We start from the raw sequence: 1,728 nt of genomic DNA, 5'->3' as shown, positions 1-1,728 counted from the left end.
GGGGGCCGGGGTGCTGGCCTGGCCGCACTGGGTGGCGGTGCAGCCCGGGGACGCGCCGGTGCTGGCGGTGATTGCGGTGAGCGGCTTTGCCGGGCAGCTGGCCATCACCCAGGCGTTTCGCTACGGGCAGGCCGCCGTGGTGGCCCCGTTTGAGTACACCGCGCTGGCCTGGGGCATGGCGCTGGACGGCCTGCTGTGGCACACCGCGCCCGACCAGAGCACGCTGCTGGGCGGAGCGATTGTGATTGCTTTTGGCCTGTGGGTGGTGCGCCAGGAGCGCACCAAAGAGCTGGTGGTGACGCCTTAGTTTTTAGTGGCCAAATTGGCATCTAGCGCACATTCCACCTGCGGCAGAAGCTATCAAAAGCATAGTTTTAGGCGGCACGCTCCAGCGCGGCCTGCAGCTGGTCGGTGGCTTCTTCAAAGTCAAAACTGGTGACGGCGGTCTGGAAGGCCGGGTAACCGCCGACGTCGAACAGACTGCGCAGGCTGGCGGCATGCTTCAGCAGCAGTTCCACCGCCTCGCCATCGCTGTCGACCAATAGGCGCAGCAACTGCTGGCCGATGTCGCGGGCATCGACCATGTCCACCATGGCGGTGGGCTCGGCCTCGCTGGGCGCGGCCATGTGCTCGTGCAGCAGGGTGTGCAGGGCGGCCTGGGCGCGGTTGTTCTCGGTCTGCAGGCGGGCCATGGCGGCGGGGACATCGCCGTGGCGGTGCAAGGCCTCTTCCAGCGCCAACGCGGCGGCGGCCAGGTCGGTCAGGCCGATGTTGCCCGCCACGCCTTTGGCGGTGTGGACCACGCGCTGCAGGGTGGCCTGGTCGCCCTGCTCCAGGGCCGTCTGGGCGCGCTGCGGCGCGTTGGCGTGGTGCTGGGCAAACTGCTGCAGCAAGTGCAAATAGAGCTTTTCATTGCCCGCCACACGGCGCAGCCCGGTGGCGGTATCCAGGCCGGGCAGTGGGGTCCAGCGCAGACTAGGCGCAGCGTCGGGCACCTGGGCAGGCACTGCTGCGCCGGCCCCCTGGGTGGGGTCGGCAGGGCGGGCCCAGCGCAGCACGGTGTGCAGCAGGGTGGGCGGGTCCAACGGCTTGGTGATGTGCTCCACCATGCCCACTACCAGGCAGCGTTCGCGCTCTTCGCGCAGGGCGTGGGCGGTCATGGCGATGACGGGCAGGTCGGCATAGCGCGGGTTGGCGCGGATCTGCTGGGTGGCCTCCAGCCCGCCCATTTCCGGCATTTGCAGGTCCATCAGCACGGCGTGAAAGTGCTCGGGGGAGGCGGCGGCCAGCAGGTCCAGCGCGATGCGGCCGTTAGCGGCCACCGTCACCTCGGCCCCAGCAGCCTGTAGTAGCTCCACGGCGATTTGCTGGTTGATGTCGTTGTCTTCGGCCAGCAGCAGGCGCAGGCCGTCCAGGCGGGCGGGCGCGTGGTCGGGGGCGGCGGGGAGCGTGGCCGGGTCGGCCAGACCAAACCATATTTGGAAGCTGAAGCAGCTGCCCACGCCGGGCTCGCTGTGCACGCGGATGTCGCCGCCCATGCGCTCCACCAGGCCGCGGGTGATGGCCAGGCCTAGTCCGGTGCCGCCGTACTTGCGGGTCACCGAGCCGTCGGCCTGGCTAAAGGCCTGGAACAGCTTGGCCGACTGCGCGGTGGTCATGCCGATGCCGGTGTCGCGCACTTCAAAGCGCAGTTGCACCCGCCCAGGGGCGATAGCGTCGCCTGCCTCG

General features: G+C 69.3%; 2 protein-coding genes. One reads left to right on the top strand and one right to left on the bottom strand.

Translation table 11 applies throughout. The features are described from left to right. A partial coding sequence (locus tag ABI213_RS04075; RefSeq protein WP_348026175.1) for an EamA family transporter occupies positions 1-307 on the top strand: 307 nt, incomplete at its 5' end. Positions 308-374: 67 nt separating this feature from the next. Here ABI213_RS04075 and ABI213_RS04070 read toward each other — a convergent pair. Then, the coding region (locus ABI213_RS04070; protein WP_348026173.1) for a response regulator at positions 375-1,728 on the bottom strand (1,354 nt) is incomplete at its 5' end.

Source organism: Rhodoferax sp., assembly GCF_039922535.1.
GTDB lineage: Bacteria > Pseudomonadota > Gammaproteobacteria > Burkholderiales > Burkholderiaceae_C > Rhodoferax_B.
Note: the sequence above shows the minus strand (reverse complement) of the source record. Positions and strands in the feature narration are given on the sequence as shown.